This is a genomic window from Stenotrophomonas sp. 05L44_2 (assembly GCF_056665995.1).
Genome location: NZ_JBFTNR010000284.1, coordinates 1 through 7,401 on the forward strand (window position 1 = coordinate 1; position 7,401 = coordinate 7,401).

The 7,401-nt window shown below is 67.9% G+C and carries 7 protein-coding genes and 1 pseudogene; 5 read left to right on the forward strand and 3 right to left on the reverse strand.

The annotated features are described in order from the left end of the window. Together glpD and glpK are read left to right on the forward strand one after the other, a co-directional pair. On the forward strand, positions 1-1,133 hold a 1,133-nt coding region (gene glpD / locus AC1VAN_RS11380; protein ID WP_480985829.1), incomplete at its 5' end, for a glycerol-3-phosphate dehydrogenase. A gap of 63 nt (positions 1,134-1,196) precedes the next feature. Continuing rightward, positions 1,197-2,696, forward strand: a complete 1,500-nt coding sequence (gene glpK / locus AC1VAN_RS11385; RefSeq protein ID WP_032976574.1) for a glycerol kinase GlpK — start codon at positions 1,197-1,199, stop codon at positions 2,694-2,696. A gap of 15 nt (positions 2,697-2,711) precedes the next feature. Here glpK and AC1VAN_RS11390 read toward each other — a convergent pair. Further along, positions 2,712-3,392, reverse strand: a pseudogene (locus AC1VAN_RS11390) (MetQ/NlpA family ABC transporter substrate-binding protein); the annotation flags it as partial. Between the two features lie 26 nt (positions 3,393-3,418). Continuing rightward, positions 3,419-4,390 (reverse strand): helix-turn-helix transcriptional regulator, encoded by a 972-nt coding sequence (locus AC1VAN_RS11395; protein WP_025877388.1) that lies wholly within the window; start codon positions 4,388-4,390, stop codon positions 3,419-3,421. 81 nt (positions 4,391-4,471) lie between these two features. Here AC1VAN_RS11395 and AC1VAN_RS11400 point away from each other — a divergent pair, with 81 nt between their 5' ends. Continuing rightward, positions 4,472-5,074 carry a LolA family protein gene (locus AC1VAN_RS11400; RefSeq protein ID WP_032976576.1) on the forward strand — a complete coding sequence of 201 codons (603 nt, stop codon included), beginning with the start codon at positions 4,472-4,474 and terminating at the stop codon, positions 5,072-5,074. Between the two features lie 107 nt (positions 5,075-5,181). After that, complete coding sequence (locus AC1VAN_RS11405; RefSeq protein WP_025877391.1) at positions 5,182-5,958, forward strand: DUF481 domain-containing protein; 777 nt, start codon at positions 5,182-5,184, stop codon at positions 5,956-5,958. Between the two features lie 71 nt (positions 5,959-6,029). Here AC1VAN_RS11405 and hemC read toward each other — a convergent pair whose 3' ends face one another. Then, complete coding sequence (gene hemC / locus AC1VAN_RS11410; RefSeq protein WP_480985830.1) at positions 6,030-6,941, reverse strand: hydroxymethylbilane synthase; 912 nt, start codon at positions 6,939-6,941, stop codon at positions 6,030-6,032. A 249-nt stretch (positions 6,942-7,190) separates the two neighbouring features. On the opposite strand from hemC, the gene AC1VAN_RS11415 reads away from it, so the two are divergent. Then, positions 7,191-7,401: hypothetical protein (locus AC1VAN_RS11415; RefSeq protein WP_480985831.1), on the forward strand; the 211-nt coding region annotated here is incomplete at its 3' end.

Consider the following 7,401-nt stretch of genomic DNA (forward strand, 5'->3'; position numbering starts at 1 on the left):
TTCCTGCGTCGCGCGCCGTGGATCTGCACGACGATCCACTCGGCGCGCTGCTGTCGCCACAGCTGCAGCACGCCTTCAGCTACGCCGACGCGCAGGTGGATGATGCGCGGCTGGTCATCCTCAACGCGCTCGATGCTGCGCAGCGGGGTGCATGCATCCTGACCGGCACGCGCTGCGTGGACCTGCAACGCGGGCACGGACGCTGGCACGCCGTACTGGAAAACGCCGCAGGCCATCAGCAGACCGTGCAGGCACAGGCGGTGGTCAACGCCGCAGGCCCCTGGGCCGGCGGTCTGCTGGAGCGCATGCACGCCCGCAGCGGCGGACCTGCGCTGCGCCTGGTCCAGGGCAGCCACATCGTGCTGCGCCGCGCCTGGCCGAACGACCGCGCCTGCCTGCTGCAGCAGCCCGACGGCCGTGTGGTGTTCCTGCTGCCCTTCCACGACCACCTGCTCATCGGCACCACCGACACCGACTATCGCGGCGACCCCGCACGCTGCAGTGTGCTGCCCGCGGAAGTGGACTACCTGTGCAGCGCTGCCAACGGCTACCTGCGCGATCCGGTCGCACCTGCCGAGGTGGTCTGGCAGTTTGCCGGCGTGCGCCCGTTGCTGGCCGACCCGGACCCGCGCGCGGCCAAACTGAGCCGTGACTATCGCCTGCAACTGGACGCCGACGGTGCGCCTGCGCTGCACGTGCTGGGCGGCAAGCTGACCACGTACCGGGTACTGGCCGAGGAGGCACTGGACCTGCTGCGCCCCTATCTGCCGCACGCCCGCCCCGCCTGGACGGCGGCAGGCGAGCCACTGCCCGGCAGCGACTGGGGCGATGCCGGGCAGGCACGGGAACAGCTTCGGCACCAGGCCCCCTGGCTGCCGGAGGCCACGCTGCGGCGCTGGGCCAGCGCCTATGGCAGTCGCAGCATCGATCTGCTGCACGGCGCACGCAGCCTGTTCGATCTGGGCGAAGACTTTGGCGCGGGCCTGCACGCACGCGAGGTGGCGTTCCTGTGCGACCACGAGTGGGCCCGCAGCGCCGAGGATGTACTGTGGCGGCGGAGCAAGCTGGGGCTGCAGATGGACGCGACACAGGCGGCACGGCTGCAGGCCTGGATGGATTCACGTCGCCGGTAATGCCGCGCGCGGCCCGGCGCCACCGATGCATTACGATCCCAACATCGCCACCGGAGACGCTGCATGACGCCCCGCTACGTGCTGGCCATCGACCAGGGAACCACCAGTTCGCGCGCGATCCTGTTCGATCGCGCCGGCGACATCGTCGGCAGCGCGCAGCGCGAGTTTGCCCAGTTGTTTCCACAGCCGGGCTGGGTCGAGCATGACCCGCGCGAGATCCTGACCAGCGTCTATGCCACGATCACCGAACTGCTCAGCCGCGAACAGATCGATCCCCGCCACATCGCCGCACTGGGCATCACCAACCAGCGCGAAACCACCGTGGTCTGGGACCGTGCCAGCGGCCAGCCGATCCACAACGCCATCGTCTGGCAGTCGCGGCAGAGCCAGGCGATCTGCGAGCGGCTGAAGTCCGACGGCCACGAAGCGCTGATCCGCGAGCGTACCGGCCTGCTGATCGATGCCTATTTCTCGGCCACCAAGATCCGCTGGATCCTCGACCACGTCGACGGCGCGCAGCAGCGGGCCGAGCGCGGCGAGCTGCTGTTCGGCACCATCGACAGCTGGCTGGTGTGGAATCTCAGCGGCGGCCAGGCGCACGTGACCGACTACAGCAACGCCGCGCGTACGCTGCTGTTCAACATCCACACCTTGGACTGGGACGAGGACCTGCTGGCCCTGCTGGACATTCCGCGTGCGATGCTGCCGCAGGTGCGCGATTCCAGTTCGGTGTACGCGCACACGCGCCCGCAGTTCTTCTTCGACCATCCGATCCCGATTGCCGGCATCGCCGGCGACCAGCAGGCCGCGCTGTTCGGCCAGGCCTGCTTCCAGCCAGGCATGGTCAAGAACACCTATGGCACCGGCTGCTTCATGCTGATGCACACCGGCACGCAGGCCGTGCGCTCGCGCAATGGCCTGCTGACCACCATTGCCTGGGGCCTGGAGGGAAAGGTGGAATACGCGCTGGAGGGGTCGATCTTCATCGCCGGCTCGGTGGTGCAGTGGCTGCGCGATGGGCTGCGCATGATCGATCGCGCTGCTGACAGCCAGGCCTTGGCCGCACAGGTGCCGGACAGCGCGGGGGTGTACCTGGTGCCGGCCTTCGTCGGCCTGGGTGCACCGTACTGGCGCAGCGACGTGCGCGGTGCGATGTTCGGCCTGACCCGTGGCACAGGCAAGGCCCACTTCGTGCGCGCAGCGCTGGAGGCGATGGCCTACCAGACCCGCGACGTTCTGGATGCGATGCAGTCCGATGCGGGCATCTCGCTCAGTGAACTGCGCGCCGATGGCGGCGCGATCGGCAACGACTTCCTTGCCAGCTTCCAGGCCGACATCCTCGGCGTCCCCCTGCTGCGACCGCGGGTGACCGAGACCACCGCGCTGGGTGCGGCCTATCTGGCCGGGCTGGCGGTCGGCTTCTGGGAGAGCCGCGAACAGATCGCGGCACAGTGGGGGCTGGATCGCCGCTTCGAACCGCAGATGGCGGTGGCCCGGCGCGAGAAACTCTACGCCGGGTGGCAGCAGGCCGTGGCCGCCACCCTCGCCTTCCACGTCGACTGACGGTAGTGCCGGCCGGCGGGCGACCAGGAAGTTCACGTASGGCGAGTCCTTGCTCTCGATCGCCAGCGCGTCCTTGGTCGGGTTGAGGCCGGCATCCAGCGCATAGTTGGTGTTGATCAGGGCCAGATCGACCTGGTCGAGCACGCGCGGCAGCATGGCCGAATCCAGCTCGCGGAACTTCAGGTTCTTCGGGTTGGAAACGATGTCGCGCTGGGTGGCCAGTGCGTTGGTCGGATCCTTCAGCTCGATCACGCCGGCCTTGTGCAGCAGGATCAGCGCGCGGCTGTTGTTGCTGGGGTCGTTGGGGATCACCACATCGGCCCCTTCACGCAGTTCGGCCAGCGACTTGATCTTGCGCGAGTAGGCACCGAACGGCTCGATGTGCACGCCCACCACCTTGGTCAGGTCGGTCTTGCGATCACGGTTGTAGGCGTCCAGGTACGGTTCGGTCTGGAAGTAGTTGGCATCCACCTGCTTCTGCACCAGCTGGTCGTTGGGCTGCACGTAGTCGTTGAACACGCGCACGTCCAGCTCCACGCCTTCCTGCTTGAGGATCGGCTTGACCACTTCCAGGATCTCGGCGTGCGGCACGGCGGTGGCGGCCACCACCAGCTTCTGCGAAGGCTCACCGGACTTGCCGCAGGCGGTCAGGGCCAGCGCAGCGGCGAACAGGGGCAGCAACAGGGTCTTCTTCATGGGCGCAATCGATCTCGGGGGAGGTGTCAGGATTTTTCGTAGTTGGTCAGGGCCAGTTCCAGCAGTGCCTTGGCCTGCTCGCGCAGCATCATCGGCTCGACGATCTCGGCATCGGACCCGTAATGCAACACGTCCATCAACAGTTCGCGCGACACGCTGTAGGGCACTTTCAATTCGTAGCGGCCATCGGCGAGGAAGCGTCCCTGCTGCTTGGAGTGCCAGTGCTCGTCGGCCACCCAGCGCGCGGCCTTGGCACTGAACAGGATGGTTGCCCAGCCCTTGGGCGCACCGGAGAAGATGCCGTAGCTGGCGCCGAGCTGCTCGTCCAGTTCGCTGTCGGCGACATCGCGGGCGGTGCTGTCGATCACCCGCGCCTTGTAGATGCGGTCCACCGCGAAGCTGCGCAGGGCCTCGCGATCATGGTCCCAGCCGTCCAGGTACCAGTTGTCGCGGTAATGGGTCAGCCGTTGCGGCGATACGGTGCGCTTGGTCGCTTCGTCGGTCGAGCGGGCGCGGTACTCAAAGCCCAGCTGCTTGCGCTCCAGCACCGCCGAGGCCACCGAACGGAAGCTGGCTTCATCGAACTTGCGGCCACGGTGCGGAATCACCCGCACCCGATCCACCGGCCAGCTGGAAACACCGGCCTGGGCGGCCAGCAGGCTCTCGATGCGCTGCTGCAGCGGCGCCAGCACCGAAGACAGCACGCCGCCGCCGGTACGGGCCAGCAGGTGCTGCGAGGCCAGCAGGGCGTGCAGCTCCTCCGAGCTCAGCCACAGGCCGGGCAGCTCGAAGCGGTCGCTCTCGTCGGCCAGGTAGCGGAAGCCGGCCTCGCCATCGCCCTCGATCGGCGCCATCAGCGCATCGCGCAGGAACGCCAGGTCGCGGTAGACGGTGGCCCGGGAGCAACCGAGCTTGTCCTGCAGGGTCGCCACCGTCACCGGATAGCGTGCGGACTTGAGCAGACGATGCAGGGCGGTGATGCGTTCGTATCGGTCCATGCCCCCGATTATGTCCGAGTCTCGGGCGTTGTGGCGGACGATTGGGCTATCGTGGGCGCCCCCTGCCCCGTGGAGCGCCCGATGCGCCGGTTGTCTGTCCTGCCCCTGCTGGCCTGCCTGCTGCTGGCCGCCTGCGACCGCGCACCGGCGCCCACCGACGCTGCGACGCCCGTCCCCGCTGCCGATCCGGCGCAGGCGGTGCTGTCTGCCAGCCAGCGCTTTGCCGCCCTGCGCAGCTTCCATGCCGAGCTGGAGGTGCTGGGCGCGCAGCAGCCGGTGCGTACCGCGATGGACTTCGTCGCCCCGGACCGGTTCCGGGTACAGACCCCTGCCGGACCACAGGTGATCATCGGCGACACCATGTTCCTGCAGGCCGACGATGCGATCCGCCAGGTGCCGACCCCGCCGGGGCTGCTGGAGCAATGGCGCAGCCCGCTGCCTGCCGATATCCCCGCACAGGCCCTGCAGGCCGAAGACCTGGGCGAGCAGACGCTGGACGGCGTCAGCACCCGCCACTACCGCCTGCGTGGCGCCACGGCCGGTGAGCGCCTGGAGTACTGGGTGGATGCGCAGGGCCTGCCGCGGCAGATCGTGCGCAGCGGCCACAACAACGGCAAGCCCTTCCAGCTGCGGCTGCGGTACTCGCGCTTCAACGATCCTGCCCTGCAGGTCGACCTGCCCTGAATGGGCCTGGCCGACAACGCCTGCTGAAGCAGGCGGGACGGGCGATTCGGACGGTCATCACGCTTCCAGTATCATCACCGGCTGCCAACCGCTTCGGAGAAGCCTCGATGTCCCTGCGCGTGTCCCTGCTGGTCCCCTTGCTGCTCTGCGCCCCGCTGGCGTATGCGCAGGATGCCTCCGAACTGGCGGCGATGTCCTCGCCGTGGAGCGGCAGTGGTGGCGAACTCGGCTTCGCGTCGGCACGTGGCAACAGCAGCACCGAGAGCTTCAACGGCCGCCTGCGCCTGCGCTACACCGATGGCGACTGGGTGCACAGCATGGACCTGTTCGGCCTGCGCTCCAGCTCCAAGGTGACCGAAACCAGCGACGACGGCACCACCACGCGCCGCAACAACACCACCGCCAACCGCTACACCGGCAGTGCAGGCAGCGCGCTGCAGCTGGGCGAACATCGCCAGCTGACGGCCACGGTACGTACCGAGCGTGATGACTTCGCCACCTACGACCGGCAGAGCTCGTTCGGTCTGGGTTACGGCACCCGGCTGTGGAACACCGAGCGTTTCTCGTTCGATGCGCAGATCGGCCCCGGTGTGCGCCGCACCCACAGCACCGAGGACGACCGCACCCGCACCGGCCTGATCGGTCGCGGCCTGTTCGACCTGAAGTACTCGCTGACCGACAACACCGACCTGATCAACACGCTGCTGGTCGAATCGGGTTCGTACAACACCTTCGGCCAGAACGATTTTGGTGTCTCGGTGAGCATGAACGAGCACCTGGCGCTGAAGGCCGGCTGGCAGGCGCGTTACAACAGCGACGTCGCCGAGGACAAGCGCAAGACCGATACGCTGACCACGATGAACGTGGTCTACAAGTTCAAATAAGCGAAACGGGCGCCTGGCGCCCGTTCTGCTTTTGGTAGTGCCGGCCGCTGGCCGGCATTACCTGCGGTGGCTCAGACGTTCAACAGCTCGCCAGCACCCGCATCCAGCAGCATCTTCGCCACGCGCTGGCCCAGCACTTCCGGGTCGCTGGCCGGGCCCACGGCGTCGGCACGCACCGCGCGGCCGTCACTGGCGCTGCCGACCAGCCCCTGCAGGTGCAGGTCCTGGCCCTGCCACTGCGCGATCGCCGCCRCCGGCACATGGCAGCTGCCATGCAGCGCGCGGTTCATCGCCCGCTCCGCTTCTRCACAGGCGCGCGTGGCGGCGTCATCCAGGCCTGCAAACAGCGCCATCAGCGCGGCATTGCCGCCATCGCACTCCACCGCCACCGCGCCCTGCGCCGGCGCCGGCAACCACTGCGGCGGCTGCAGGCGGGCGACGATGCGATTGCCCAGGCCCAGCCGTTCCAGCCCGGCCACGGCCAGCACGATGGCGTCGTAGCCGCCGTTGTCGAGCTTGGCCAGACGGGTGTTGACGTTGCCGCGCAGGTCCAGCAGCTCCAGGTCCGGGCGCAGCGCACGCAGCTGGGCCTGGCGGCGCAGTGACGAGGTACCGACGCGCGCACCGATCGGCAGTGCATCCAGCGAGGCATACAGGTTGGAGACGAAACCATCGGCCGGATCGTGGCGGGTCAGCATTGCCGGCAGCGCGAACGGCGCATCCAGTTCCATCGGCACRTCCTTCARCGAGTGCACSGCGCAGTCGGCSTCGCCRCGCAGCATSGCCAGCTCCAGTTCCTTGAGGAACAGGCCCTTGCCACCGATGGCCGCCAGCGAGCGGTCAAGCACTTCATCGCCGCGGGTGCTCATCGGCACCAGTTCCACGTGCAGATCGGGATGTGCCTGGCGCAGGCGGTCGGCGACGTGTTCGCTCTGCCAGAGGGCGAGCGGGCTCTTGCGGGTGGCGATGCGGACGGTTTCCATCCTTTCATTATCGCGCCTATCGGCGGGATACGGCCAACGGCGGAGCCCCTCGTGGCTGGTGTGGTCGTGCAAGCAACAGCTGTGCTTGGCCGGGCGGGGTGGGCTGCGCGGGGGACGCCGTAAACCCATCCCTGGGGGCTTGGCCGCGGCATCCATGCCGCGGACACCCCCGCAACCGGACCCACCCCGCCTTCGACAGTTTTCCGCGATCTGTCGAAATGGCAGGGCCTGCTCCTGGTGGGTGTCACCTTGGTCGACACGGTAGATCCACGCCATGCGTGGATGCTCTTCGTTCAATTGTCGAAATATTCGATTTCGTTGGAAATTCATCCACGCATGGCGTGGATCTACCACCGTCATCGGGAAACTGTCGAGGGCGGGGCGGTATGGGGCTGCAGGACCGTTGGCGCCATGGATGGCGCCATCGAGCCCCCATGGATGGGTTTACGGCGTGTCCTGC